Origin of the sequence: Luxibacter massiliensis (assembly GCF_900604355.1) — a bacterium.
Taxonomy (GTDB): domain Bacteria; phylum Bacillota; class Clostridia; order Lachnospirales; family Lachnospiraceae; genus Luxibacter; species Luxibacter massiliensis.
In genome coordinates, this window is the sequence record NZ_UWOE01000001.1 from 688,880 (window position 1) to 714,618 (window position 25,739).

Consider the following 25,739-nt stretch of genomic DNA (forward strand, 5'->3'; position numbering starts at 1 on the left):
AAAGATTTCAATGGCCTATTTTGAAACCAATTCCCCAGATGGTGCGGATATATTCAGAAGTGCCGCTGTCTTTTAGTTTTGTACGGATATTGCTGATATGGACATTGATTGTTTTATCTTCGATGGCGTATTCCTGTTCCCAGATAGATTCATAAATTTCCTGTTTTGTAAACACCTTTTCAGGCCGTCTGAGAAGAAGCTCGATAATGGCAAATTCATGGGCCGTAAGTTCTACCGGGATATCATCTACAAAAAGGCGGCGGGAATCTGTATCTATTTTCCAACGTTTGTATATGAGGGGGCGGCTGGAAGGGACTGCAGACTGATGGCGCAGTTGGACATGGATCCTGGCAAGAAGCTCTTCCAGCTCAAAAGGCTTAGTTAAATAGTCGTCCGCCCCTCCAGCCAGAAGCTCCACTTTATCGGTCAGCGCATTTTTGGCGGACAAGATAATGACAGGTATCTGGCTTGTGCGGCGGAGTTCTGAAAGCAATGCCTCGCCGGAAATTCCGGGAAGCATCAGATCCATAATTATCAAACTGTAATCCCCATCCATATGCAGGCGGAGCCGGCCTTCTGTGCCAGAAAAAGCCTGGATGGCCTGAAAACCATTTTTATGCAGAAATTCATATATCATATTATTAATATCTGTATCATCCTCAATAATAAGAATTTTAACCATATTTGACTCTCCTTTGTGTTTCTTTTCAGAAACAATTCCCTTTCCAGTGGACATAGAGTTCTGCTTAGTACCTGCCCACTTAGGGTACTGTAGCACAATATTAGGAGAAATGGAAGATGTGGGAGGCCTGTAAATATCAATAATATAGTAAATTCTGTATTCTAAAGGGCACCCCATAATGCAGGCCCTAAAGGGGCGGGTGGACTTCGTCCAATAAGGTATACCCAAAGGGCACCCCATAATGCAGGCCCCTAAAGGGGCGGGTGGACTTCGTCTAATAAGGTATGCTATAATATGACCCAACGGAGAGAACAAGGCTATTTTAATTATGAGGTGATACAATGGAGAAAAGGAATATCAAAGTGGCCCTTCTTGGACTTGGTACAGTGGGAATGGGCGTTTATAAGCTGATGGATATGAGAAAAGACGTGATGGAAAAAACCATAGGTGCCAATATGGAGATTTCCCGGATTTTGGTCAGCAATGTCAGCAAGAAAAGAGAAGGCGTGGATACCTCTCTTTTGACGGACAACTGGAAAGAAATCTTGGAGGATGATGATATACAAATAGTAGTGGAGGTAATAGGGGGGATCGAACCTGCCCGTACAATGATCCTGGAAGCGCTTAAGTCAGGAAGGCATGTTGTCACGGCCAATAAGGATTTGGTGGCTGAATATGGCAGGGAGCTTTTAGACGCAGCGGAGAAAGGGGGATGTGATTTGCTTTTTGAGGCGGCTGTAGCGGGAGGGATCCCTATCATACGCCCACTTAAACAATGTCTGGCAGGGAATGAGATTTCAGAGGTGATTGGAATTGTAAATGGTACAACTAACTATATACTGACGAAAATGTTTGAGGAAAATATGGGGTTTGAGGATGCTCTGGCGAAGGCCACAGAGCTGGGGTATGCGGAGGCAGATCCTACGGCCGATGTGGAGGGTCTTGACGCAGGCAGAAAAGTGGCAATCATGGCATCCATAGCTTTTCATTCCAGAGTGGTTTTTGGAGATGTCTATACAGAAGGGATTACAAAAATTACATCTGAGGATATTGCTTACGCAAAGGAATTTGACAGTGTGATAAAACTTCTGGGAATTGCCCGTAATACAGACAGCGGGATTGAGGTGGGGGTGTACCCTATGCTGCTGAACCGGGAGCATCCTCTGGCTTCTGTGAGGGACTCCTTTAATGCTGTGTTCGTACATGGGGATGCGGTGGATGATGCTATGTTTTACGGCAGGGGAGCAGGGGAATTTCCTACAGCCAGTGCAGTGATGGGGGATATGATTGATGTTGCGAGAGACTTGCAGTACCAGTGTACAGGCCGTATCAGCTGTACCTGCTACAGGGAAATTCCAGTGAAGGCGTTTGGGGAAGTAAAGAATAAATTCTTCTTGAGGATGCAGGTGGAAAACCAACCCGGCGTGCTGGCCCGTATTGCCCAGGTGTTTGGCGACCATAAAGTAAGTATTGCAAGAGTGGTTCAGAAACATGCAAGGGATAATCAGGCGGAGCTGGTCATTGTGACAGAAAGCGTAAAAGAGTATCATCTGAAGGATGCTGTCAGAGAACTTGAAGACATGGATCATATCATTGAGATCAGCAGTATCATACGGGAGTATGCACACCAGAATTAAGAGATGCCTTTCAGGATATAATAAATAGGCATAAAGTATATAGCAAGCTATGTATATGCAGGGGGACTGAAGAGAGGAGGCCATTATATGGAGAACCGGGTTCAGCCAATTGGATTTATAGTGAAGCAGATTAATAATGTATTTGAAAAGGACTTAAATGAGAAGCTTAAGACCATTGGAATCACATCATCACAGTGCGCTGTGCTGGACTATTTATTTCATACAAATAAAGAAGAAGTAAGCCAGCGGGATGTGGAGCGGCACCTGAGCCTTAAAAATCCCACTGTGACAGGATTGTTAAAACGGCTAGATGAGAAAGGCTTCGTCCTGTGTGTCCAAAACGCCACAGACAAACGCAAGAAAAAAATATATTTGACTGAAAAGGCATATGACATACAACGCCGGATGGAAGCTGACCGGAAAAAGATGGACAGGCAGATGACACGCGGCATGACAAAAAAAGAAGTGGCGGCACTGACGAGAGGATTAGAAAAGATGCTGTATAATATCGCAGACCCATAAAATTAACAGAATAGTCTGAAAATGGAGGGCAAAGGGGACAGTCCCTTTTGCAAAAGGGACAGACCCCCTTGCATTATAGAAAGGAGTTTTCATGAGTTACGCAGACAAGGTTTTTATTAATATGTGCCGGGATATTATAGACAATGGCACGAGTACAGCGGGGGAGAAGGTTCGGCCTGTATGGGAGGACGGGACGCCGGCCTATACGGTTAAGAAGTTTGGAATTGTAAATAGATATAATCTGGCGGAGGAATTTCCGGCGCTGACGCTGCGCCGCACAGGAATTAAGAGCTGTGTGGATGAAATGTTGTGGATATGGCAGAAGAAGTCCAATAATATCCATGATTTGAACAGCCATATATGGGACAGCTGGGCAGATGAAAGTGGGTCTATCGGTAAGGCGTATGGTTACCAGATGCAGGTGAAGCATCAATATAAGGAAGGTATGATGGACCAGGTGGACAGAGTGCTGTATGATTTGAAGCATAATCCCTATAGCAGGCGGATTATGACCAATATTTATGTGCATCAGGATCTCCATGAGATGAACCTTTATCCTTGTGCATATAGCATGACTTTTAATGTGACAAAAGAGAATGGCAGCGACAGGCTGACGCTGAACGGGATTTTAAACCAGCGTTCCCAGGATGTGCTTGCAGCAAATAACTGGAATGTCTGCCAGTATGCGGTTTTACTCCATATGTTTGCCCAGGTATGTGGGATGCGGGTTGGAGAGCTTGTACATGTGATAGCTGATGCCCATATTTACGACAGGCATATTCCGTTGGTTGAGGAGCTGATATCCAGAGAACCACTTTTGGGGCCGCAGTTCTGGCTGAATCCTGAAATTAAGGATTTTTATGAATTTACGACAGATGATGTAAGGCTGGATAATTATGAGACCCATCCGCAGATAAAAAATATACCCATCGCGGTGTGACAGGAGGAAAAGCAATGAACATGATAGCAGCGGCAGACAGGAATTGGGCCATTGGATTTCAAAATAAATTACTGGTGAGTATTCCGTCAGACATGAAATTTTTCAGGGAGACCACATCAGGGAAGGTGGTCGTCATGGGGAGAAAGACTCTGGAAAGCTTTCCCAATGGCCTGCCCTTGAAAAACCGCACAAATATTGTGCTGACCACAAATATAGAATACCAGGTGAAAGATGCGGTGTTTGTCCATTCTGAGGAAGAGCTTTTAGAAGAACTGAAAAAATATGATTCTGATGAGATTTTTGTTATCGGAGGGGAGAGCATATATAAGCAGCTTCTTCCCCATTGTGATACCGCATATATTACTAGAATAGACCATATTTTCCAGGCGGATACGTATTTTCCTGATCTGGATGCAGATGGAGACTGGGAACTGACAGAGGAAAGCGAGGAACAGACCTGCTTTGATTTAGAGTACAGGTTCACTAAATACAGGCGGAAGGAGAGATAGGTACTCTCCCAGGCCGGATATTGGGAGGGGCATATGCTGGCTGGCGCTGCATTGTTGACAGCAGTTTTTGGAACGGTTTATTTTCAGGGAAAAGAAAGGGGCGGAAGAAAGTTTCTGGCTTTTAAGGCATTGGCTACGTTGATGCCCGCTGTCCTTGCAGGTTTTTATGGGGCGGAATATGGCGGTGCCAGTGTATGGCTGACTCTGGCGGGAATTCTTTGTTATATGGCTGCTGATGTGCTGTTGGAAATCTGGCTTCTCACGGGTGTAGCAGTTTTTGGGGCGGGCCATATCTGTATTCTTGCCAGCTTATTATATGGAAACATTTCCTGGAAGGTTATGGCTGTATGCTTTAGCATATTCTATAGCGGAATGTTCCTGGCCCTAAAGAAATATCTCAGAAAGTTAAAAGGACTGCTGTTCCCGGGAATGCTATATGCTGTGCTGCTCTGCGCGGTAGCGGCAGGCGCAGTGGCCGGGGGCATATGCTGCAGGGGTATTTCTGGAATCCTTTTAGGCTTAGGGGGTGTTTGTTTCCTGGCATCAGATACCATCCTTGGCTGGAATTATCTGAGTGGTCAGCAAAAAAGGGGACTAGGTGCGGTTCTGCTTATTCTGTACTATATGGCAGTGTATTTTTTTGCTGCCAGGCTGTACTTTTGAAAGGCCTAGCTTTTCATAGTGAATGCTAAATCATTTTCCGTTAGTAAGGCGAAATTTTTCATTCGATAATCTGTCGTTCCTTGTTTTGGCCCAGGCTTGAAACTCTGACATATCCATAAATCTGTCCCATTTTATTAAACCTCCGTTTCGTATATGGCTGTGGCAAATCTTAGCAATAAAAAAACACCGTACTTTATTATTAAAGCGCCATTTGATGTTAAAATTGTATTGCTGATGATTTTTTCTGCCATATGTAAGGGGCGTATTATCCCATGTCTTGTAAAGAGTGCTGACGCATTGCCTTGCAGCAAACGATTGGCCAACTATAAACTAATTCATTTTAAATGACCAAACAGAAGTGAAAAGGGAGTGCTTATTACGTGCGCTGGTTCCATGGATAGGACAGGGTAAGGCAGACTTTGTCTAATAAGACATGCCAACTCAATGCACGTCCCATGGGGGCGGGCGAACTACATCTAATAAGCATATTCAAGGGCAAAAGAAGCGTATATATTTTAGCGTAGTGCAGATATGGTTTCTTAAATTAAAAATATACTTAAAAAACATCAAGGAACCGTCATTGACAAAGTTAAAAACACACACTATAATAAATATAAATTTATCGAAATTGTAAGATAAATGCAGTGATAAGGAGGAGTACATAATTACCCGATGCCAAGAGAGAGGACGGATGGTGTAAGTCCTTGTGAAGGGATTATGGAAGTAGCCTTTGAGCAGCGGACCGAACAGGCGATTGCCTAAGTAGGCTCTGACGTGGCTCCTACGTTACAGGGAGGCAGTATCGGAGTGTATCCCGTACTGGCAGAGTGCAGAGATCGTTCTCTGAAATTAGGTGGTAACACGGATGAAGATTCGCCCTAAGCTGATCGCAGCTTAGGGTTTCTTTTGTATTCAGGGGAAGTTTCCAGTATGAAGGAGGTATATGTATGAGACAGATTTCAGGAAACAAATTATTGGTAAAGGCCTTGAAAGAGGAAGGCGTTGATATTATGTTCGGCTATCCAGGGGCCTGTACGATTGACATCAGTGATGAGCTATATAAGCAGAATGATATTCAGGTCATCCTGCCGCGCCATGAGCAGGCATTGGTACACGCGGCTGATGCCTATGCCAGGACAACAGGTAAGGTGGGCGTTTGCCTGGTGACAAGCGGACCGGGGGCCACGAATCTGGTGACAGGGCTTGCAACAGCCAACTATGACAGTGTGCCCCTTGTCTGCTTTACAGGGCAGGTGGCGAGGCATCTGATAGGTAACGATGCTTTCCAGGAGGTTGATATTGTCGGGATAACAAGGAGTATCACCAAGTATGGAGTGACTGTGCGCAACCGGGAGGATTTGGGACGTATTATTAAAGAAGCCTTTTATATAGCAAGAACAGGTAAACCGGGGCCGGTGCTCATCGACCTGCCAAAAGATGTTATGGGGGAACTGGGAAGTCCGGAGTATCCTTCTGAAGTAAATATACGGGGATATAAGCCTAATACGAGCGTCCATATTGGACAGCTCAAACGAGCTATCAAAATGCTGCACAAGGCGCGCCGTCCCCTGTTTTTGGCAGGAGGCGGAGTCAACATTGCCAGGGCAAATGACCTATTTACTGAGGTGGCTGAGAAAACAAACATCCCTGTCATCACAACTGTGATGGGAAGAGGGGCCATCCCTACCAACCACCCGCTATTTATTGGAAATTTGGGGATGCATGGCGCGTATGCCGCAAATATGGCGGTAAGTGAGTGTGATCTTTTGTATTCTATTGGAACCAGGTTTAATGACCGGATTACAGGCAAGCTGCATGAATTTGCCCCAAAGGCACAGATTGTGCATATTGATATTGACACTGCTTCTATCTCCCGGAATATCCATGTAGATATCCCCATTGTGGCAGACGCCAAGGAGGCGCTGCAGAAGATGGCAGAGTATGTGGAGCCGTGCAGCACTGACAAGTGGCTGGAGCAGATACAGGCATGGAAAGAAGAGCACCCGCTTCAGATGAAGAAGCATGCCCAGATGGGGCCAAAAGATATAATTGATGAAATCAACCAGCAGTTCGAGGAGGCCATTGTGGTGACAGACGTTGGGCAGCATCAGATGTTTGCATCCCAGTATACGGAGATTACAAATAAAAAGCGGATTATCATGTCCGGGGGACTGGGAACGATGGGATATGGGTTCCCGGGAGCCATAGGGGCGAAGTTGGGGAATCCGGACACACCTGTTATTGCTATTTCTGGTGACGGAGGCATGCAGATGAATATCCAGGAGCTTGCCACAGCAGTTTTGGAGGAGCTTCCTTTAATACTCTGTGTATTTAATAACACCTATCTTGGCATGGTGCGTCAGTGGCAGAAATTATTTTATGGCAAAAGATATGGTATGACGAACCTCAGGTCAGGAGCCTTAACCCGCCGTACAGAAGGAAAAGAAATGCCTCCTTATACGCCTGATTTTGTAAAGCTTTCTGAGAGCTATGGCGCCAAAGGGATCAGGGTTACACGCAGAGAGGAGATAGGGGCGGCTTTTGAAGAGGCAAAGAAGAATACAAAGACTCCAACATTGATAGAATTTATCATTGACCCGGAAGAGATGGTATATCCAATGATCCAGCCGGGGGGGACTTTAGAAGAGATGATTATGGATTGCTAGGAGGATGGGTATGGAGAATAATACAAAAAAAAGATGGATTTCATTATATGTAGAGAACCAGGTGGGGGTCCTGTCCAAGATATCCGGCCTTTTTTCTGGAAAGTCATACAACCTGGACAGCCTTACTGTGGGAACCACGGAGGATCTCACAGTTTCCAGGATGACAATCGCGACAGTCAGTGATGATGAAACCTTTGAGCAGATTAAGAAGCAGCTGAACCGTCTTGTGGAAGTTATTAAGGTTATTGACTTTACGGATATTTTTGTACGTATGAAGGAGATCTTATATGTAAAAGTAAAGAAGTGCACAAAGGAAGATAAAGTAGAACTGTTCCAGATTGCAGATACTTTTAAAGCCAGGGTCATTGACTATGGAAAGGACAGCCTGCTGCTGGAGTTCGTGCAGACCGCCACAAAAAATGATGCAGTTATCAAACTTATGAAGGAAGAGTTCAAAAACATCGAAGTTGTCCGTGGGGGAAGTGTAGGGATCGAATCTATCAGCATGATGGAGCGGTAATTTTGGTTGTACTTATATGGGGGCAGACACAGTCCGGCCTAGTTTGCAAAGCCAGGGGGCTGGCTTATATGCAGGGTAAAAAGGTTTTTCGTTAATTTAGATTCGAAAACAGAGTGCGCTCTTGTGTTTTGGGGATTTAGGTATTATAATGGCCTCAGGATAGTAAACATGCTGCCATAAGGCAGGGGATTGGAGGAGATACAGATGGACAAGAAAAATATTGACTGGGAAAATCTGGGTTTTAGTTATATTGCGACGGAACAGAGATATGTGTCCAACTATAAGGATGGAAAGTGGGACGCAGGTACCCTCACCGGGGATGCGAATATTGTCATGAATGAGTGTGCAGGAGTTTTACAGTATGCGCAGACAATATTTGAAGGACTGAAGGCATATACCACGGAGGACGGCCATATTGTGGCATTTAGGCCAGACTTGAATGCGCAAAGGATGGCAGACTCTGCAAAAAGGCTGGAAATGCCGCCGTTTCCTGAAGAAAGGTTTGTGGAGGCTGTGGAGCAGGTCGTACAGGCGAATGCAGACTATGTCCCCCCTTATGGATCTGGCGCCACATTGTATATCCGGCCATATATGTTTGGGATTAACCCAGTTATTGGCGTAAAACCGGCGGATGAATATCAGTTCAGGGTATTCACTACACCTGTGGGGCCATATTTTAAGGGGGGAGCAAAACCTCTTACACTGTGCGTATCTGATTTTGACAGGGCAGCACCCCACGGGACAGGGCATATTAAAGCGGGGCTCAATTATGCTATGAGCCTTCATGCTATTGTAACAGCACATGCAAATGGTTTTGATGAGAATATGTACCTGGATTCAGCCACCAGGACCAAAGTGGAGGAGACAGGGGGGGCAAACTTTATTTTTATCACAAAGGATAATAAAGTAGTAACGCCGCATTCGAATACAATCCTGCCTTCTATTACAAGGCGTTCACTTCTTTATGTGGCAGAGCACTATCTCGGCATGGAAGTAGAGCAGAGGGATGTGTATTTTGAAGAGGTAAAAGATTTTGCTGAATGTGGCCTCTGCGGTACGGCGGCTGTAATTTCTCCTGTAGGGAAAATCGTGGATCATGGAAAAGAGATCTGTTTCCCAAGCGGAATGGAGAAAATGGGCGCAACAATACAGAAATTGTATGATACACTGACAGGAATCCAGATGGGCCATATTGAAGCTCCAAAGGGTTGGATTAAGGTAATCAGGTAACAAAATGCAGCCAGAAAAAGGAAAGTGCAAAGTATTTTCCTTTTTCTGGCTTGAATTTATTTTCACAGGGTAAATATCCGGGTAGCTATGTTAAAATATACCAGGATGGAGCATGTATCCACCAGTGTGGTGATCAGCGGCGAGGCCATAATTGCAGGGTCCAGGTGTAACTTCTTTGCGGCCAGCGGCAGTATACAGCCGATAAGCTTAGATAAAATGACTGTAACGGCCAGTGACAGTCCGATAACCAGGGCAAGGCTGGTATTTTTGTACATAATCAGAATTCGTATGCCATTTGCTGCTGCCAGGACTACGCCTACGATAAGAGAAACCCTGAACTCCTTGAACATGACCTTAAATATGTCCCCAAAATGTATTTCATCCAGGGCAATCCCACGGATAATTAAAGTTGAACTCTGGGACCCGCAGTTTCCCCCTGTATCCATAAGCATGGGAATGAAGGAGACAAGGAGAGGGACAGCAGAAAAGGCATCCTCGTAGCGGGTGATAATCGTGCCTGTAATAGTGGCGGAAAACATCAGGATCAACAGCCAGGTTATACGGTGCCGGGCATGGGCAAATACAGATGTCTCAAAATACGGGCGTTCACTGGGACTCATAGCAGCCATCTTTGTGATGTCCTCGGTTGCCTCCTCCACCATGACATCCATGGCATCATCAAAAGTGACAATGCCAACCATGAGGTTATCTGCATCAAGCACGGGAATGGCCAGCAGATCATATTTGGTAAAAAGCTGTGCAACTTCCTCCTTGTCTGTGTGGGTATTGACAGATATAATTTCTGTTTCCATTATGTCTTTAATAAGTATATCATCTTCTGCTGTCATCAGGTCTTTGGCGGTCACGATGCCGGCCAGGTTCCTTCTGTCTGTGACATAGCAGGTGTAAATAGTTTCCTTATGTATCCCTGTCCTTTTAATATGGGCCATGGATTCAGCCACAGTCATGGTTTTCCTAAGTCCCACATATTCAGTTGTCATGATACTGCCTGCACTGTCATCTGGATAGTTTAAGAGCAGGTTGATCAGGTTCCTTTCAGGCTGGCTGACTGTATCCAGAATCCGGGTTACAAGGTTAGCGGGCAGTTCTTCAAGCAGATCTACAGTATCGTCCATATATAGATCATCCAGCAGATCCTTTAATTCTTTTTCTGTGAAGACTTCCACTAGGTAAGTCTGCATGGAATTATTCATGTTGGCAAACACTTCCGCTGCCTTATTTTTAGAAATCAGGCGGAAGGCAATTGCCAGCTCCCTGTCATTTAATTCGGAAAGAAGGGAGGCTATGTCCACTTCGTTCATAACTTCCAGAATACTTCTCGCAGCGACATACTGATGCTGCAGGAGAAGATCTGTAAATATAATTTTGTCCATCATAATTACATCTCCAATCTGTATTGATTATCTGGTTACACCACGAATGATAACTGGCGCCTGCGTCCATAACCTCACCACCTTTCTTTTCGATATACCTGACTGGACATTTGCCGTTCAATCAGATCTGCTTTTTAGGATATAAAAAACTCCGTCACTGCCTGAACAATGACGGAGTATAATAATCCTCTGAATGCGTGCATCGTTCAAGCTTTAGCATCACAGGGCATATCAATTGCATTAGGTTATGCCTTCACGACATAGCCTGCTAACCAGCTCATTGTGTCTCCACAATTCTGCGGCAGCAATCTCAGGAAAAACCAAATCCCTGTGGTAGCCTCACCTACCGAAATAATTATTTATTTCTCAACTTATTGTAGTGCAAAGGGAAATTGATGTCAAGAAAAATATTTTTCAGGCATACCTGCCAATACTTTTGTAGTTATGAACCTCTGCGCTGCCTGAAGAGCCGGAAATATTTAAGAATATGGAGAAAGTAATGCCATCTGCGGAGAATAGCAATTAAATAAAGAAGCCGCCGCGCATATCAGATGGTCCTTTGGTCCATACTTAAATAATAGTATTAAAGGCTCATGTAAAAAATCATGGCCTAAAAGGAGGATATGGTATGCAGGATAAAAGCTTTGAAGAATTGTATAAGGATATACTTAACAGAAAGGTCTGTTTAGATGAACCGCTCCCTCCAGGATACGATCCCCGCCATTTGGACTGCCTGCTCCATCCAGAGAAATATGCCCCGGTCATCTATACAGAGAGCTGCAGTGAGTGTTCAGACAGTTTTGAAAGAGCCTGCAGCAATAGCTGTGTCTTTGACGCCATTGAGGAATCGGAAGATGGAAAGCTGCATATCAATCCTGATAAATGTACCGGCTGTGCTGTGTGTGTGGAGGCATGTGAGAATAGAAAACTGACAGCCGGCAGGGATATATTGGCCGCTATGAAGAGGGTACGTGAAGGGAAGGGCCCAGCTTATGCTCTTGTAGCCCCCGCTTTTCTAGGGCAGTTTGGGGAACAGGCAACGGCAGGAAAATTAAGGGCTGCATTTCAGGCCCTGGGATTTGAGGGGATGGTGGAAGTGGCTTTGTTTGCAGACATCCTGACAATGAAAGAAGCCCTGGAATTTAACAGACATATACACCAGAAGGGAGATTTCCAGTTGACCAGCTGCTGTTGCCCTGTATGGATCGCTATGATCAGAAAGGTATACAATGAACTGCTCCCCCATGTGCCGGGGGCAGTGTCCCCAATGGTTGCCTGTGGGCGGGTGGTTAAGCGCCTGCATCCAGATGCAGTCACCGTGTTTGTAGGGCCCTGCATGGCAAAAAAGAGTGAGGCCAGGGAACCTGACATTGCAGATGCAGTAGATTATGTCCTGACCTTCCAGGAGGTAAAGGATATTTTTGAGGCTGCCCATATCCACCCCGAAACATTGCCGGAAAGCGAGAAAGACCATTCCTCCGGGGCGGGACGCATGTATGCATATACTGGCGGGGTAAGTGAGGCTGTCAAAATAACTGCCGGGCAGCTCAAGGAGGATGGGACGTTCCATGTAGAAGCAGAACAGGCCGACGGCATCCAGGGGTGCCGCCAACTGCTGGCAAGGCTTATGAAAGGTGAGGTGACAGCCAACTTTTTTGAAGGGATGGGATGCGCGGGGGGCTGTGTGGGAGGCCCCAGGGCCATATTAGACAGAGAACAGGGAAGAAAAAATGTAGAAGGTTATGTGCAGGAGGCAGCCTTTAAAACACCTCTGGAAAACCCATATGTCATGAAGCTGATGGAGAAATTGGGATTCGGGACAGTAGAAGAATTGCTGGAGGATGAAAGCTTGTTTGTACGCCGGTTTTAGAAAGTATTCTGTCAGGTATGCCCTTTGCAGCCGGGTGGACTTCTTATAATAAAATGTGGTATACTGTATGGGCCGTGAAGGGAGAGGATAGGATGAAGGACACCACATGCGGGCCTGCAGCTTATAATAGCTTTGCAAAAGTGTACGATACATTTATGGACAATGTCCCTTATGAAGAATGGTGCCTGTATCTGCGGGGACTTCTGGAGGAATATCATATAAAGGAAGGCCTTGTGCTGGATTTGGGATGTGGGACAGGCACTATGGCTGAGCTGATGGCAGAGGCCGGGTATGATATGATTGGAGTGGACAGTTCAGCGGACATGCTGGAGATTGCCCTAGACAAGCGGATCCGCTCTGGCCATGATATTCTTTATCTGCAGCAGGATATGAGAGAATTTGAATTATATGGAACAGTGAGGGCGATTTATAGTATTTGTGATTCTTTGAATTATATTACAGAACCAGAAGAGATACTGCAGGTCTTTAAATGGGCAGACAATTATCTGGATCCAGACGGAATTTTTATTTTTGATTTCAATACGGAATATAAATACCGTGAGGTTTTAGGACAGCGCACAATTGCAGAAAACCGTGAGGAATGCAGCTTTATTTGGGATAATTATTATTATGAGGAAGAGAAGATTAACGAATATGAGCTGAGCCTGTTCATTAAAGAGCAGGATATAGCAGAAGAGCCTCTGTACAGAAAATATGAGGAGACACATTATCAGAGGGCCTATACTTTTGTGGAGATGAAAAGGCTGGTGAAACAATCAGGACTACGTTTTCTGGCAGCCTTTGATGCATTCACCCAAAATGCCCCGTCAGAGAAGAGCGAAAGAATTTATATGATAGCAGGAAAAGGAGAGTGACAGAAATGTCAGATTATATAGTAAGAGCTACAGCGGCGAATGCGCAAATCCGCGCCTTTGCAGTGGATTCCACAGAGTTGGTGGAGGAGGCGAGAAGGCGCCACAACACAAGTCCGGTTGGGACGGCTGCCCTGGGACGGCTTCTGACAGGGGCAGTGATGATGGGGAGTATGATGAAAAATCCCAGTGACATGCTGACTCTGCAGGTAAAATGTGCAGGTCCTATAGGGGGCATGACAGTGACAGCCGACAGCAAAGGAAATGTGAAGGGATATGTCAACAATCCAGATGTGATGCTCCCCCCAAAGAATGGAAAGCTAGATGTAGGCGGAGCGCTTGGAGCGGGATTTTTAAATGTAATTAAAGATATGGGACTTAAAGAACCATATTGCGGCCAGACAGTTCTTAAGACAGGTGAGATTGCAGAAGATCTTACATACTATTTTGCCGCCTCTGAGCAGGTCCCCTCTTCTGTGGGACTGGGTGTGCTGATGGAGAAGGATAATACTGTCAGGTGTGCAGGCGGGTTTATCGTACAGGTCATGCCTTTTATTGAAGAGGAGGCTCTTGGCAGGCTGGAAGAAAATATACAGGAAATCCCCCCGGTTACCACTATGCTGGATGGCGGGCATACGCCTCAGGAAATGCTGGGCCAGGTACTTAAAGGATTTGATATGGAGGTCACGGATACTCTTGCAGCACAGTTTAACTGCAGCTGTTCAAAGGAACGGATTGAAAAAGCGATAATCAGTATAGGAAAAAAAGATATACAGTCTATGATCAATGACGGTGAGGACATTGAGGTGAAATGTCATTTCTGCAATACAGCATATCAATATTCTGTAGATGAACTCAAGGTATTGCTGGAGAAGAGCCATTAGCCTATAGATACAGGGGACAGCAAAGTCAAAGACCCCGATGCAAGCATCTGGGTATTAGACCCTCGCGGCAGCCGCCAAATGGACATGTAAATATGTCCGCCTGGCTCGTTGCTCGCGGGAATAAAAAAAGGAGGTCAGATATGAGACAGGGATTCGTAAAGGTAGCTGCGGCCACGCCAGATATCCGGGTGGCGGATGTGGCATATAATACGGAAAAAATATGTGGGGCGATGGGGGAGGCAGCAAGTGAAGGAGCCAAGATTGTAGTATTTCCAGAGTTATGTATCACAGGGTATACATGCGGGGACTTGTTTTCACAGGAGGTACTGCTTCGGGAGGCGCGCAATGCATTGCTGAAAATTGCCTCTTTTACATCAGATAAGGATATGATTGTGTTTGTGGGAACTCCCCTCAGTGTGGATGGGAAGCTGTACAATGTGGCGGCGGCATTGAACAGAGGGGAAGTGCTTGGGTTTACCACTAAAACATTTCTTCCAAACTATGGAGAGTTTTATGAGATGCGCCATTTTACGCCGGGGCCCCAAAACGCCCAGGAGATTCTTTTCGAGGGGAACAGGGTTCCATTTGGCCCCCAGATTCTTTTTCAGGCAGCTTCTATGGAAGAACTGGTCGTATCCGCTGAGGTGTGCGAGGATGTATGGTCCCCTATACCGCCCAGCATATATGCTGCCATGGAAGGCGCGGCTGTGATCGTGAACTGTTCTGCCAGTGACGAGACAATCGGCAAGGATGGATATCGCAGGAATCTGATACGGGGCCAGTCTGCACGGCTGATTGCAGGGTATGTATATGCCAATGCAGGAGAGGGAGAGTCTACAACAGATTTGGTGTTCGGGGGCCACAACCTGATAACAGAGAATGGAGTTGTCCTCAAGGAATCAGAGCGTTTTAGGAACAATATTATTTATTCGGAAATTGATATATATCGTTTGGTAGGAGAGAGAAGAAAAAATACTACCTTTAAAGCCCCAGAGGAGAGAAAACTTCCCAGAATACCGTTTCATATTGAGTTGGAGGAAACAGAGCTTACGAGGCGCTTTTCCCAAATGCCTTTTGTCCCGGACAATGAACAAGAGAGAGAGGAAAGGTGTGAGGAAATTCTTACCATTCAAGCCATGGGCCTGAAAAAACGTCTTGCCCATACCCGGGCTAAGACTGCAGTGGTAGGGATCTCTGGAGGCCTGGATTCTACCCTGGCCCTGCTGGTGGCTGCAAAGGCATTTGATATGCTTGGATGGGAGAAGAAGAGGATCATTGCAGTGACAATGCCCTGCTTTGGGACAACAGACAGGACATACCAGAATGCCTGTAAAATGGCCGTTCAGGTGGGGGCAGAGTTAAAAGAAGTAAGAATAGCAGATGCCGTAAATGTGCATTTTAGGGATATAGGGCATGACCCTGAGGATCACAATGTGACCTATGAAAATGCCCAGGCAAGGGAGCGTACGCAGGTGTTGATGGACATTGCCAACGAGAAAAACGGTATGGTCATTGGCACCGGGGATATGTCTGAGCTGGCTCTGGGATGGGCAACCTACAATGGAGACCATATGTCCATGTATGGTGTCAATGCTTCTGTGCCTAAGACCTTGGTTCGTCATCTGGTGAAGTATGCTGCAGATACGGCGAAGGACAGGGAGCTTCAGGAAGTGCTGTATGATGTGCTGGATACACCTGTCAGTCCAGAACTGCTTCCTCCGAAAGAGGGCAGCATTGCCCAGATAACGGAAGATTTAGTAGGCCCTTATGAGCTGCACGATTTCTTTTTATATTATATGCTCCGGTTTGGCTATGAGCCAAGTAAGATTTACAGGATCGCCGCAGAAACATTTGAGGACAGATATGGTACAGCCGCCATACTAAAGTGGCTTGAAATCTTCTGCCGCAGATTCTTCTCACAGCAGTTTAAACGTTCCTGCCTGCCTGACGGCCCGAAAGTGGGGACGGTGGCGCTTTCCCCAAGAGGGGATTGGAGGATGCCCAGCGATGCTTGTGTGGCCCTGTGGATGAAAGATCTGGAGGCGATATCACAGGCGGACTGACGGAAAGGAGGCCAAGGCACTTATGAAACTGATAAAAACAGAGGAGGCAGAAGGATGCGTGCTCTGCCATGATATCACCCAAATTATACCCGGTGTTACAAAAGATGCGGTTTTTAGAAAAGGCCATGTGGTAAAAGCAGAGGATATCCCAACCCTGCTCTCTGTGGGAAAAGAAAATCTATATGTATGGGAGAACCAGGAAGGGATGCTCCATGAAAATGAGGCGGCGGAGATCCTGCGCCAAGTATGCCAGGGCAGTTTCATGGAAGCGTCAGAGCCGAAAGAAGGGAAAATAGAGCTGACGGCCCAGATAAACGGACTTTTAAAGGTTAGCCGGGACAAGCTGGAGTCCCTAAATGCTATGGGAGAAATTGTAATTGCTTCGAGGCATGGGGACTTTCCTGTAAAAAAAGGGGATAAGATTGCCGGAATGCGGGTGGTCCCTCTGGTGATAGAAGAGAAAAAAATGGGACGGGCCCAGGCGGCATGTGAAGGGGAAACTATTTTTGATATTCTGCCATTTATCTGCAGGCGGGCAGGGATTGTGACTACTGGAAATGAAGTATATTATGGGCGTATAGAGGATAAGTTTACACCAGTTGTGGAGGAAAAGCTGGGGGAATTTGGTATCGAGGCAATTGGGCATACAGTATGCAGCGACGATCCTGAAATGGTGGAAAAAGCGATACAGGAGTGGCTCGCCAAAGATGTGGATATGGTGGTATGCACTGGAGGGATGAGTGTTGATCCGGATGACAGGACTCCCCTGGCTATCCGCAATGTGTCGGATCAGGTAATTACCTATGGCGCTCCAGTCCTGCCAGGGGCCATGTTTATGCTGGCCTATGCAAAGGGCATTCCTGTTGTGGGACTGCCAGGCTGTGTAATGTATGCAAAAAGGACGGTGTTTGACCTCGTATTGCCCAGGCTTGCTGCGGGTGAACGGCTTGCCTGCGAAGATTTTACTAGCCTTGGGGAAGGTGGGTTATGCCTCTCCTGCCCTGTCTGTACATACCCTAACTGTGGGTTTGGGAAGTGAAATTATATCCAAAGGCATTCTTTATAAGGCGTAGCCTGCCCGCCCCATAAGGGGCATGAATTATGGGATGTCCTTTGGTATAACCGGCTGGAATCTATATTGACAGATAATAGCAGGAATGGTAGTATAATAAAAAGAAAATAATTGAATAGCAATGATACTTATATAGGTTCATAATCGGATGGACGTTTCTACCAACTACCGGAATAGTTGACTATAAGTTTCTGCAGGGTGAAGGCCCTGCAGTTACTTGTATTGCTGGAAGGTAAAGAAGGAGGCGCAGGAAGATGAATGAATCTATTTTTATTTTAAAAGGAAATATAGTCTATAGTAAAAGTGCAGAGGAGCTGGAAATCATTGAACACGGGTATATTGTCTGTGAAAATGGACTTGTACAAGGGGTGTACCAGACTCTGCCTTTTGCATTTGGCGGGTATCCTGTCATTGATTATGAAAACAGGCTGGTCATTCCTGGCCTGACAGATCTCCATGTGCATGCCCCTCAGTATTCTTACCGGGGGCTGGGGATGGATATGGAACTTTTGGAGTGGCTTGAGACAAATACATTCCCTGAGGAGGCCAGGTTTTCAGATTTGGAATATGCCCGGGAGGCCTATAAGATTTTTGTGGAAAATTTAAAGGGGAGCGCAACAACGAGAGCCTGTATTTTTGCCACAGTGCACAGAGAGGCGACGCTGCTTCTGATGGATATGCTGGAGGAGTCGGGACTTGCCACCATGGTGGGGAAAGTGAATATGGACCGGAACTGCCCGGATTATATCAGGGAGGGTTCTGCAAAAGATTCGGCCCTTGAGACGGTGGAATGGATTAAGGATGTGCGGCATAAGAAATATAAACATACAGAACCCATTCTGACGCCCCGCTTTACGCCAAGCTGCACAGATGCCCTGATGGAAAAGCTAAAAATGATACAGACGCGCTATCAGGTGCCTTTGCAGTCACATTTATCTGAGAATCCCGGGGAGATTGCATGGGTGGAGCAATTGTGCCCGTGGTCTGAATTTTATGGGGATGCTTATGACAAATTTGGGTTATTCGGGGCAGACTGCCATACAGTGATGGCCCATTGTGTATATTCGGATGACAGAGAAATTCAGAGAATGAAGGAAAATGGCGTTTTTGTGGCTCATTGCCCGGAGTCAAATATGAATATTGCCTCCGGTGTGGCTCCGGTAAGGAAGTTCTTGGATGCAGGACTGCATATCGGCCTGGGAAGTGACGTGGCGGGGGGATCTACAGAGAGCATTTTTGCCGCCATGGCACATGCCATCCAGGCCTCTAAGCTGAGGTGGAGGCTTCAGGATGCTTCGCTGAAGCCTCTGGGCGTGGAGGAAGTATTTTATATGTCCACCAAGGGAGGAGGAGAATTTTTTGGAAAGGTGGGAAGTTTTGAGCCTGGATATGAGATGGATGCGGTTGTGCTGGATGATTCCAGACTAAAGACACCTATGGAAATGGATGTAAAGAAGCGTTTGGAGCGTATGGTTTATTTTTCAGATGACCGGGAAATTTATGCAAAGTATGTAAAGGGTGCCAGACTTTTTTGAAAGGGGAAGGCATGGGTGCCAAAGCCTCCATGGCAGTAAGCTGGCGTATGTTTGAAAGGCGGGGTGCAGAATATGACAGAGAGGGATCGGATTATAGGGAAGAGTGTAAAGCGTGTTGATGCCTTTGAGAAAGTGACGGGGCGGGCCAAATATACGGATGATATCTGTGATCAGAGTGCATACATTGCCAAAATACTGCATTCGACGGTGGCCCATGGAATCGTCAAATCAATTGTTACCGCACAGGCAGAAAAAATACCGGGTGTGGTCAAGATTGTGACTTGCTTTGACGTGCCTGCAAATTATTTTCCGACTGCAGGGCACCCCTGGTCCACGGATCCTGAGCATCAGGATGTGGCTGACCGCTTGCTTTTGACAAAGCATGTCCGTTTCTACGGGGATGATGTGGCCGCTGTGGTGGCAGAGGACGAAGTTGCCGCCTCCCGGGCCTTGCAGGCCATAAGGGTAGAGTATGAAGAGCTGCCCCTGGTGCTGGATGTACAAAAAGCTATGGAAGATGGCGCGCCCCAGATACACGATACATTTCCGGGGAATGTTTTAAAGCATACATCCATAAGAAATGGAGATTATGAAAAAGCCAGGCAGGAACCTGGATTGATTAAAGTAGAGGGATGGTATGACACGCCTACAGTCCAGCACTGCCACATCGAAAACTTTATTTGTTATGCCTATATGGAGCAAGGCCGGTATGTGATTGTCTCATCCACCCAGATCCCTCATATCTGCCGCAGGGTGACAGGCCAGGCCTTGGGCGTGCCCTGGGGGCAGGTACGGGTCATTAAGCCTTATATAGGGGGCGGATTTGGGAATAAGCAGGATATACTGTATGAGCCGTTGTGCGCATATTTAAGTAAAGCAGTGGGAGGGAGACTGGTGAAGCTGGATGTGCCGCGGGAAGAAACTTTTGTTTCAAACCGTGTCCGCCATGCAGTGCGCACCCATATTATTTCCTATGTCAGGCCAGACGGGAGTTTTGCAGCCCGTAAAATGGAATGTTTTTCTGACCAGGGGGCCTATGCATCACATGGGCATAGCATTGCGGCGAAAGGCATGGGCGCATTTCCCCAGCTATATCCCTGTCCCAATGTGGAAGCTGATGCCTATACAGTATTTACAAATAAGCCGGTGTCAGGGGCCATGAGAGGATATGGCATTCCCCAGGCTATGTTTGCGGTGGAGAGCCATACAGATGATGTGGCATCGGCGCTGGGGATGTCCCCCTATGAATTTCGCTGGAAATATTTGATGCCCAAGGGATATAAAGATGACTTTTCTAAAAATGTAAATTATTATGACACCTTCCACCAGTGTATGGAGAAAGGAAAGGATTACATAGACTATGACCGGAAATTGCAGGATTATGCGGGGCAAAGCGGAGAAATAAAAAAGGGCGTTGGTATGGCGGTTTTTTGGTATAATACAGGGGTTTGGCCTATTTCCCTGGAGACATCTTCCTGCCGGATGGTGCTGAACCAGGATGGATCTGTCCAGGTGCAGGTGGGGGAGACAGAAATCGGGCAGGGGGCGGATACAGCCTTTGCCCAGATGGCGGCAGAGACGCTGGGCATCCCATTTGGGCAGATTCATGTGATAAGTGTGCAGGACACGGACGTCACTCCTTTTGGGACAGGGGCCTATGCATCCAGGCAGACATATATGGCAGGATTTTCTATCCAGCAGACGGCAGAACTTTTAAAAACCCGTATTCTGGAAGCGGCACAGGAATTGACAGGACAGGCGAAGGGCAGCATGGATATTGTCAATGGCATGATTGTCCGTATGGAGGGCCAGGAGGCCGTGATGGGCCTGGAGGAGCTGGCGTCCAGAAAGCTGTACAGCCTGGCGCATAACGGGCATTTGACGGCGGAGAGTACATACCAGGCCAAGTCTAATGCATATTCTTTCGGCTGTACGTTTGCAGAGGTAGAGGTGGATATACCAGCGTGCAGGGTGACTTTGGCTCAGATTATCAATGTCCATGACTGCGGCAGGCTCATTAACCCGTCTCTTGCTCTTGCGCAGGTACACGGGGGCATGAGCATGGGAATCGGCTATGGACTTTCCGAGCGTCTGTTATTTGATGAGAAGAGCGGCAGGCCTTTGAACAATAATCTGCTGGACTACAAGCTTTCTACATTTATGGACCATCCCCATCTGGAAGGGCAGTTTATAGAGAATTATGAGCCAACCAGTGCATATGGGACCAAGGCTCTCGGAGAGCCGCCGGTCTGTTCTGTGGCTCCTGCTGTCAGGAATGCACTTATGCAGGCAGTGGGAATAGGGATAAATGAGATTCCCCTGACTCCTCATATACTATTTGAGCGTTTCAGGGAGGAGGGCCTGATATAGGGGGAGGAGGAGAAAAGTATGTATGATATAAAAGCACTATATGAGGCCAAGAGTGTATCCCATGGGATACAGCTGCTGGAGGAACACCCACAGGCCCAGATTATTGCCGGGGGCAGCGATGTCCTGGTCCAGATACGGGAGGGCAGAAGGGCGGGCGTGGAGCTTGTAAGTATTTTCGGCCTGGAGGAGCTGAGGGGAATTACGCTTTTAGAGAATGGGACGCTTAAGATAGGGTCATTGACTAGCTTTTCCCATATTACCCGGGATCCTCTGATCCAAAAATATATTCCTGTATTGGGAGAGGCCGTGGATAAGGTAGGCGGGCCCCAGATCAGGAACATAGGCACAATAGGCGGCAATACCTGCAACGGTGTTACATCTGCAGATTCTGCGTCCACACTTCTGGCCTGGGACGCTGTGGTGGAGCTGACTGGCCCCGGAGGAATACGCCGCCTGCCTATTGAGAAGTTCTATGTAGGGGCCGGACAGGTAGACCTAAGGCCCGGGGAAATACAGACTGCAATTTTAATTTCTAGGGAGTCGTATGACGGATACCGTGGGCATTATATTAAGTATGCAATGCGAAATGCAATGGATATTGCCACTCTTGGGTGTTCAGTTAATGTAAAGCTGTCGGAAGATAAGAAGTATATGGAGGATGTTAGGATTGCCTATGGTGTGGCAGGCCCGGTCCCCCTGCGCGCTGTATGTGCAGAGTCAGAGGCCAGGGGGCAGGCAGTGTCTATGGAGGCCATTGAGAGGGCAGGAAAGGCTGTTCTCAAAGATATCACTCCCAGAGACAGTTGGAGGGCCAGCAAGGCTTTCAGGGAGCATATTGCAGGTGTGCTCTTAAACAGGGCGCTGAAGGAATCTGTCCTGCTGGCAGGAGGTGTGGTTTATGAGTGAAAGGCAGTATAAGCTGGTACGGTGTACAATCAATGGCAAGAAGCGGGAGACGATGGTGGATGTACGGGCATCCCTCACAGATATGCTCAGGAATGATTACCGGCTGACCAGCGTAAAAAAGGGGTGTGAGGTAGGCGAATGTGGCGCCTGCAATGTAATCATAGACGGGGAGTGTTATAATTCCTGTATTTATCTGGCCATTTGGGCAGATGGCAGAGAAATACGGACACTGGAGGGCCTGATGGACCCTGCCGGGGAATTGTCAGACATTCAGCAGGCATTTATGGATGAAGCGGCGGTTCAGTGTGGTTTCTGTACTCCCGGCATCATCATGAGTGCGGTAGAAATCCTGGAATCGGGCAAGCACTATACCAGGGATGAACTGAGAAAACTTTTGTCCGGACATCTGTGCCGCTGTACAGGGTATGAAAATATATTGAATGCTGTGGAGAAAACTATGCATCAGAGACTTGGAAATAAGAGTCTTTAAATATGCTTGTTATTGATTTGCCGTAAAAGTGCCCTGTAGTTTACCCGGAATGGCTGGGTAAACTAAGGCAATATGTGTGGAAACTGATAGTGCATAAGAGACTGTTTGAAGCATTGGATTATATACGGCGGCAGTGAAGTGTAGGAAAAAGCGCAACAAATCATCAGACATGGCCTAAGCTGATGCATGTGCCTGTAGTTCCCTGTATGCCTTCCTTTGCCTTTTGGAGTAAGGTGATTAGCGCCTTGCGCCCTGGCTTGGATTCCGCAAACTCTATGGCGGCCTGTACCTTGGGCAGCATAGAGCCAGGGGCGAAATGGCCTTCTTCTATATAACGCCTGGCCTGGCTGACAGAGATGTTATCCAGCCATCTTACAGCGGGTGTCCCAAAATTCACAGCGGCTTTCTCAACAGCAGTCAGAATAATCAGAAAGTCAGCGTCCAGCTCCCTGGCAAGAAGGCAGCTTGCAAAATCCTTGTCTATGACGGCGCTGGCGCCTTGTAAATGGTTGCCCTGGCGGACGACCGGGATTCCGCCTCCTCCGCAGGCAATGACAAGATGTCCAGAGTCCACCATTGTGCGGATGGTGCCCATCTCGATGATTTCCTGGGGTTTGGGGGAGGCCACAACACGGCGGTAGCCGTGGCCCGCATCTTCTTTCATAATATAGTCATACCGGGCGGCCATCTCCTTTGCCTGCTCTTGATCCATGAAACGCCCAATAGGCTTTGAGGGGTTTTTAAATGCAGGATCATCAGGATCCACGCGGACTTGTGTAATCATGGTGGCTACAGGTATATCTTTGATTTTGCGGTTTAAAAGCTCCTCCCTGAGAGCATTTTGTAAATCATACCCTATGTACGCCTGGCTCATTGCCACACAGACAGACAAAGGGGTGTTGGGCTGTTTAAGATCCTCATGGGCAAGGGCAAGCATTGCGTTATTTACCATTCCGACCTGAGGGCCGTTGCCGTGGGCAACCACGACCTCACAGCCCTCCTCAATCAAGTCAACAATGGCACATGCAGTAATCTTTACGGCCGCCATCTGCTCCGGCAGGGTATTGCTCAGTGCATTCCCTCCCAGTGCGATGACAATCCGCTGCTTTTTGGCCATATTATTTTCCTCCCATATATGCGATGGTCTCTACTTCACACAAAACTCCTTTCGGCAGTTCTTTTACAGCCACACAGGAACGTGCTGGCTTTCCCACGAAGTATTTTGCATATATTTCATTGAAAGCAGCAAAATCCCCCATATCTGCCAAAAAACAGGTAGCTTTAACTACATCTTTAAAATCTGCATTCTGGCTTTCCAGAAGTCCGGCAATATTTTTCATAACCTGTTCAGTCTGCTCCTGGATTGTGGTGCCTACCACTTCCCCGGTCTCTGGCGAGAGGGGAATCTGGCCGGAAAAGAAAGCAATGCCGTTTACTACAATTCCCTGTGAATATGGTCCGATTGCTGCTGGTGCGTTTTTTGTCTCAACATAATTTAACATGTCAAATACCTCCTAAAATTTATTCTAGTTTATCATACCAGTTTTTTCTAAAAGAAACTATACCCTAAAGGATAACTTCTGGCTTGTATTTTGCAGGGGGCAGGCTATAAGATCCAGGAAAGTCCTGTATCCCATTGGCTAAAAAGAGGAGTGAATCTGTAAAACTGCCGGCACAAAACAGGGGCGTTATGGTGCTATTTGAAAATTCTGGGAGTTCCCTTTTTCTGCAGTTTTTCTAAAATATCTGCCGGGTCGGCAAATTTTGCCAGGAAGATCATGGCGGCTATGATGTATGGCTTATAACTTGCCTCTTTGTAAAGAGAATCCCTGTATCGGTCGAATACGCTTGCAGCTACCTCTCCCTCCTTACAGCTCACTCCAGAAATATCGGCGGGCAGGCAGTGCATATAGAGCGCCTTCCCAGCTTTGGTAGAGGCCATCAGATCTTCAGTGCAGGCCCAGTCTTTGTGCTGTGCATTTTGGGCGAGAAGTTCCTTTTCCAGCTTGTTAATGCCGTCAAAATCCCCCGCTCCATAGAGCTCTGTACGTTTTTCCATGGCCGCAAAGGGCGCCCAGCTTTTGGGATAGACAATATCCGCATTCTTAAAGGCCTCTGCCATATTATTTGTTTTCTTAAAAGTACCGCCGGATTTCTCTGCATTTTTGGCGGCAATGTTTTCTACCTCTGGGAATACTTCATAACCTTCGGGATGGGCAAGTACCACATCCATGCCAAAGCGTGTCATCAGTCCGATAACCCCCTGGGGTACAGACAGGGGTTTGCCGTAGGAAGGAGAGTAGGCCCATGTCATAGCTAGTTTTTTGCCCTTCAGATTTTTGGCGCCTCCGAATTCATGCATCATGTGGAGCATGTCTGCCATGGCCTGGGTTGGATGGTCAATGTCACACTGCAAATTTACGAGGGTTGGCTTTTGCTCTAGGATCCCATCTTTATTTCCCTGGGTTACAGCGTCCGCGACCTCGTGCATGTAGGCATTTCCTTTGCCAATATACATATCGTCACGGATGCCGATAACATCGGCCATAAAGGATATCATATTTGCGGTTTCCCTTACAGTCTCGCCGTGGGCCACCTGGGACTTCCCTTCATCCAGATCCTGTACCTCCAGGCCCAGCAGATTACAGGCTGAAGCAAAAGAGAAACGCGTACGTGTGGAATTGTCACGAAATAGCGAGATACCAAGGCCGCTCTCGAAAACTTTCGTAGAAATATTGTTTTCCCTCATAAGCCGGAGCGCATCAGCGAGGGTAAATACTGCCTCCAGTTCCTCATCAGTTTTTTCCCAAGTCAGAAAAAAATCCCCATTGTACATGCCTTTAAAATTCAGAGATTTCAGCTTATCAATATAATCCTGCAATGTTTTCATATGAATAAAGTCCTCCTAAATTAT

General features: G+C 46.9%; 22 protein-coding genes, 2 riboswitches and 1 other annotated feature. Of the genes, 17 read left to right on the forward strand and 5 right to left on the reverse strand.

The window, feature by feature from the left end:
* Positions 1-7 precede the first annotated feature (7 nt).
* On the reverse strand, positions 8-682 hold the full coding sequence (locus EFA47_RS03405; RefSeq protein ID WP_122644395.1) for a response regulator transcription factor: 675 nt from the start codon (positions 680-682) through the stop codon (positions 8-10).
* Between the two features lie 341 nt (positions 683-1,023).
* Between EFA47_RS03405 and EFA47_RS03410 the strand changes: the two genes are divergently transcribed.
* The 8 genes from EFA47_RS03410 to EFA47_RS03445 all read left to right on the forward strand — a co-directional run bounded on the left by EFA47_RS03410 (position 1,024) and on the right by EFA47_RS03445 (position 9,369).
* Entirely contained in the window at positions 1,024-2,319 is a 1,296-nt protein-coding gene (locus EFA47_RS03410; protein WP_122642014.1) for a homoserine dehydrogenase, read from the forward strand.
* Positions 2,320-2,406: 87 nt separating this feature from the next.
* Entirely contained in the window at positions 2,407-2,841 is a 435-nt protein-coding gene (locus EFA47_RS03415; protein WP_122642015.1) for a MarR family winged helix-turn-helix transcriptional regulator, read from the forward strand.
* Positions 2,842-2,932: 91 nt separating this feature from the next.
* Complete coding sequence (gene thyA, locus EFA47_RS03420) at positions 2,933-3,781, forward strand: thymidylate synthase (RefSeq protein WP_122642016.1); 849 nt, start codon at positions 2,933-2,935, stop codon at positions 3,779-3,781.
* 14 nt (positions 3,782-3,795) lie between these two features.
* Positions 3,796-4,290, forward strand: coding sequence for a dihydrofolate reductase (locus EFA47_RS03425; RefSeq protein WP_122642017.1), 495 nt, complete (start codon positions 3,796-3,798; stop codon positions 4,288-4,290).
* A 33-nt stretch (positions 4,291-4,323) separates the two neighbouring features.
* Complete coding sequence (locus EFA47_RS03430) at positions 4,324-4,953, forward strand: lysoplasmalogenase family protein (protein ID WP_122642018.1); 630 nt, start codon at positions 4,324-4,326, stop codon at positions 4,951-4,953.
* Positions 4,954-5,588: 635 nt separating this feature from the next.
* Positions 5,589-5,837 (forward strand) — a binding site (T-box leader).
* A gap of 63 nt (positions 5,838-5,900) precedes the next feature.
* Positions 5,901-7,619: a biosynthetic-type acetolactate synthase large subunit gene (gene ilvB / locus EFA47_RS03435; protein WP_122642019.1), complete on the forward strand. Its 1,719-nt coding sequence runs from the start codon at positions 5,901-5,903 to the stop codon at positions 7,617-7,619.
* 10 nt (positions 7,620-7,629) lie between these two features.
* Positions 7,630-8,139, forward strand: a complete 510-nt coding sequence (ilvN, locus tag EFA47_RS03440; RefSeq protein WP_122642020.1) for an acetolactate synthase small subunit — start codon at positions 7,630-7,632, stop codon at positions 8,137-8,139.
* A 204-nt stretch (positions 8,140-8,343) separates the two neighbouring features.
* Positions 8,344-9,369: a branched-chain amino acid aminotransferase gene (locus EFA47_RS03445; protein ID WP_122642021.1), complete on the forward strand. Its 1,026-nt coding sequence runs from the start codon at positions 8,344-8,346 to the stop codon at positions 9,367-9,369.
* Positions 9,370-9,431: 62 nt separating this feature from the next.
* On the opposite strand, the gene mgtE is transcribed toward EFA47_RS03445, so the two are convergent.
* The gene (gene mgtE / locus EFA47_RS03450; RefSeq protein WP_122644396.1) at positions 9,432-10,763 is read right to left on the reverse strand and encodes a magnesium transporter; all 1,332 of its coding nucleotides are present in this window, start codon (positions 10,761-10,763) and stop codon (positions 9,432-9,434) included.
* A gap of 190 nt (positions 10,764-10,953) precedes the next feature.
* A riboswitch (M-box (ykoK) riboswitch) is annotated at positions 10,954-11,121 on the reverse strand.
* A gap of 270 nt (positions 11,122-11,391) precedes the next feature.
* Between mgtE and EFA47_RS03455 the strand changes: the two genes are divergently transcribed.
* From EFA47_RS03455 to xdhC, 9 genes are all read left to right on the forward strand, one after another.
* On the forward strand, positions 11,392-12,633 hold the full coding sequence (locus EFA47_RS03455) for a [Fe-Fe] hydrogenase large subunit C-terminal domain-containing protein (RefSeq protein WP_122642022.1): 1,242 nt from the start codon (positions 11,392-11,394) through the stop codon (positions 12,631-12,633).
* A gap of 92 nt (positions 12,634-12,725) precedes the next feature.
* Positions 12,726-13,508 carry a class I SAM-dependent DNA methyltransferase gene (locus EFA47_RS03460; RefSeq protein WP_122642023.1) on the forward strand — a complete coding sequence of 261 codons (783 nt, stop codon included), beginning with the start codon at positions 12,726-12,728 and terminating at the stop codon, positions 13,506-13,508.
* 5 nt (positions 13,509-13,513) lie between these two features.
* The gene (gene hslO / locus EFA47_RS03465) at positions 13,514-14,389 is read left to right on the forward strand and encodes an Hsp33 family molecular chaperone HslO (RefSeq protein WP_122642024.1); all 876 of its coding nucleotides are present in this window, start codon (positions 13,514-13,516) and stop codon (positions 14,387-14,389) included.
* 140 nt (positions 14,390-14,529) lie between these two features.
* Positions 14,530-16,452: an NAD(+) synthase gene (locus EFA47_RS03470; protein WP_122642025.1), complete on the forward strand. Its 1,923-nt coding sequence runs from the start codon at positions 14,530-14,532 to the stop codon at positions 16,450-16,452.
* 22 nt (positions 16,453-16,474) lie between these two features.
* Positions 16,475-17,491 (forward strand): molybdopterin-binding protein, encoded by a 1,017-nt coding sequence (locus tag EFA47_RS03475; protein WP_122642026.1) that lies wholly within the window; start codon positions 16,475-16,477, stop codon positions 17,489-17,491.
* Between the two features lie 141 nt (positions 17,492-17,632).
* Positions 17,633-17,728, forward strand: a riboswitch (purine riboswitch).
* A 50-nt stretch (positions 17,729-17,778) separates the two neighbouring features.
* Positions 17,779-19,059 carry an amidohydrolase family protein gene (locus EFA47_RS03480; RefSeq protein WP_122642027.1) on the forward strand — a complete coding sequence of 427 codons (1,281 nt, stop codon included), beginning with the start codon at positions 17,779-17,781 and terminating at the stop codon, positions 19,057-19,059.
* Positions 19,060-19,131: 72 nt separating this feature from the next.
* The gene (xdhA, locus tag EFA47_RS03485; RefSeq protein ID WP_122642028.1) at positions 19,132-21,429 is read left to right on the forward strand and encodes a xanthine dehydrogenase subunit XdhA; all 2,298 of its coding nucleotides are present in this window, start codon (positions 19,132-19,134) and stop codon (positions 21,427-21,429) included.
* 18 nt (positions 21,430-21,447) lie between these two features.
* Positions 21,448-22,335: a xanthine dehydrogenase subunit XdhB gene (xdhB, locus tag EFA47_RS03490; RefSeq protein ID WP_122642029.1), complete on the forward strand. Its 888-nt coding sequence runs from the start codon at positions 21,448-21,450 to the stop codon at positions 22,333-22,335.
* Positions 22,328-22,825, forward strand: a complete 498-nt coding sequence (gene xdhC, locus EFA47_RS03495) for a xanthine dehydrogenase subunit XdhC (RefSeq protein ID WP_122642030.1) — start codon at positions 22,328-22,330, stop codon at positions 22,823-22,825. Before xdhB ends, xdhC begins: the two co-directional genes overlap by 8 nt.
* Before the next feature lie 163 nt (positions 22,826-22,988).
* Here xdhC and arcC read toward each other — a convergent pair whose 3' ends face one another.
* The 3 genes from arcC to ygeW all read right to left on the reverse strand — a co-directional run bounded on the left by arcC (position 22,989) and on the right by ygeW (position 25,715).
* The gene (arcC, locus tag EFA47_RS03500) at positions 22,989-23,942 is read right to left on the reverse strand and encodes a carbamate kinase (RefSeq protein ID WP_122642031.1); all 954 of its coding nucleotides are present in this window, start codon (positions 23,940-23,942) and stop codon (positions 22,989-22,991) included.
* 1 nt (position 23,943) lies between these two features.
* Positions 23,944-24,327 carry a RidA family protein gene (locus EFA47_RS03505; RefSeq protein WP_122642032.1) on the reverse strand — a complete coding sequence of 128 codons (384 nt, stop codon included), beginning with the start codon at positions 24,325-24,327 and terminating at the stop codon, positions 23,944-23,946.
* Between the two features lie 194 nt (positions 24,328-24,521).
* The gene (ygeW, locus tag EFA47_RS03510) at positions 24,522-25,715 is read right to left on the reverse strand and encodes a knotted carbamoyltransferase YgeW (protein ID WP_122642033.1); all 1,194 of its coding nucleotides are present in this window, start codon (positions 25,713-25,715) and stop codon (positions 24,522-24,524) included.
* Positions 25,716-25,739: the final 24 nt, after the last annotated feature.

Coding starts and splice junctions, on each gene's coding strand:
- EFA47_RS03455 (WP_122642022.1), top strand. CDS start 11,392: ATGCAGGATAAAAGCTTTGAAGAATTGTATAAGGATATACTTAACAGA.
- EFA47_RS03410 (WP_122642014.1), top strand. CDS start 1,024: ATGGAGAAAAGGAATATCAAAGTGGCCCTTCTTGGACTTGGTACAGTG.
- EFA47_RS03470 (WP_122642025.1), top strand. CDS start 14,530: ATGAGACAGGGATTCGTAAAGGTAGCTGCGGCCACGCCAGATATCCGG.
- xdhC (WP_122642030.1), top strand. CDS start 22,328: ATGAGTGAAAGGCAGTATAAGCTGGTACGGTGTACAATCAATGGCAAG.
- EFA47_RS03505 (WP_122642032.1), bottom strand. CDS start 24,327: ATGTTAAATTATGTTGAGACAAAAAACGCACCAGCAGCAATCGGACCA.
- EFA47_RS03475 (WP_122642026.1), top strand. CDS start 16,475: ATGAAACTGATAAAAACAGAGGAGGCAGAAGGATGCGTGCTCTGCCAT.
- EFA47_RS03460 (WP_122642023.1), top strand. CDS start 12,726: ATGAAGGACACCACATGCGGGCCTGCAGCTTATAATAGCTTTGCAAAA.
- EFA47_RS03480 (WP_122642027.1), top strand. CDS start 17,779: ATGAATGAATCTATTTTTATTTTAAAAGGAAATATAGTCTATAGTAAA.
- mgtE (WP_122644396.1), bottom strand. CDS start 10,763: ATGGACAAAATTATATTTACAGATCTTCTCCTGCAGCATCAGTATGTC.
- EFA47_RS03415 (WP_122642015.1), top strand. CDS start 2,407: ATGGAGAACCGGGTTCAGCCAATTGGATTTATAGTGAAGCAGATTAAT.
- ilvN (WP_122642020.1), top strand. CDS start 7,630: ATGGAGAATAATACAAAAAAAAGATGGATTTCATTATATGTAGAGAAC.
- xdhB (WP_122642029.1), top strand. CDS start 21,448: ATGTATGATATAAAAGCACTATATGAGGCCAAGAGTGTATCCCATGGG.
- EFA47_RS03445 (WP_122642021.1), top strand. CDS start 8,344: ATGGACAAGAAAAATATTGACTGGGAAAATCTGGGTTTTAGTTATATT.
- ilvB (WP_122642019.1), top strand. CDS start 5,901: ATGAGACAGATTTCAGGAAACAAATTATTGGTAAAGGCCTTGAAAGAG.
- EFA47_RS03405 (WP_122644395.1), bottom strand. CDS start 682: ATGGTTAAAATTCTTATTATTGAGGATGATACAGATATTAATAATATG.
- EFA47_RS03425 (WP_122642017.1), top strand. CDS start 3,796: ATGAACATGATAGCAGCGGCAGACAGGAATTGGGCCATTGGATTTCAA.
- thyA (WP_122642016.1), top strand. CDS start 2,933: ATGAGTTACGCAGACAAGGTTTTTATTAATATGTGCCGGGATATTATA.
- xdhA (WP_122642028.1), top strand. CDS start 19,132: ATGACAGAGAGGGATCGGATTATAGGGAAGAGTGTAAAGCGTGTTGAT.
- EFA47_RS03430 (WP_122642018.1), top strand. CDS start 4,324: ATGCTGGCTGGCGCTGCATTGTTGACAGCAGTTTTTGGAACGGTTTAT.
- ygeW (WP_122642033.1), bottom strand. CDS start 25,715: ATGAAAACATTGCAGGATTATATTGATAAGCTGAAATCTCTGAATTTT.
- arcC (WP_122642031.1), bottom strand. CDS start 23,942: ATGGCCAAAAAGCAGCGGATTGTCATCGCACTGGGAGGGAATGCACTG.
- hslO (WP_122642024.1), top strand. CDS start 13,514: ATGTCAGATTATATAGTAAGAGCTACAGCGGCGAATGCGCAAATCCGC.